Origin of the sequence: Stenotrophomonas sp. SrG, assembly GCF_050031795.1 — a bacterium.
Classification (GTDB): Bacteria; Pseudomonadota; Gammaproteobacteria; order Xanthomonadales; family Xanthomonadaceae; genus Stenotrophomonas; species Stenotrophomonas rhizophila_A.
The window spans coordinates 1-235 of the sequence record NZ_JBNBBE010001371.1; the positions used below are offsets into that span (position 1 = coordinate 1).

General features: G+C 72.3%; 1 protein-coding gene. It reads right to left on the bottom strand.

Annotated features, from left to right (window positions below):
* Positions 1 to 235 (bottom strand): ferrochelatase (locus ACQG3P_RS23895; RefSeq protein ID WP_426806438.1); only part of this gene is annotated, 235 nt, incomplete at both ends.

Below are 235 nucleotides of genomic sequence, written 5' to 3' on the forward strand. Positions count from 1 at the left end.
GCCGAGTGCCTGCGCGATTGCCTGCGCACTGGCGTCGCAGAGCTGCGGATAGGGGTCGCCGGCCGCGGCGAGGCGCTGCGGAATGCCATGGAAGGAAAACACCAGCTGCTCGCCGCGGCCGGGCTGCTCCCACCATTGCCGGATGCTGCCCGCCACCGCCGCCACCCAGTCCGGGGCCACCGCGTAATCGCGCACCAGGGTGACAGTCACGCCCGGATGGCGGGGCTGCCAGTCA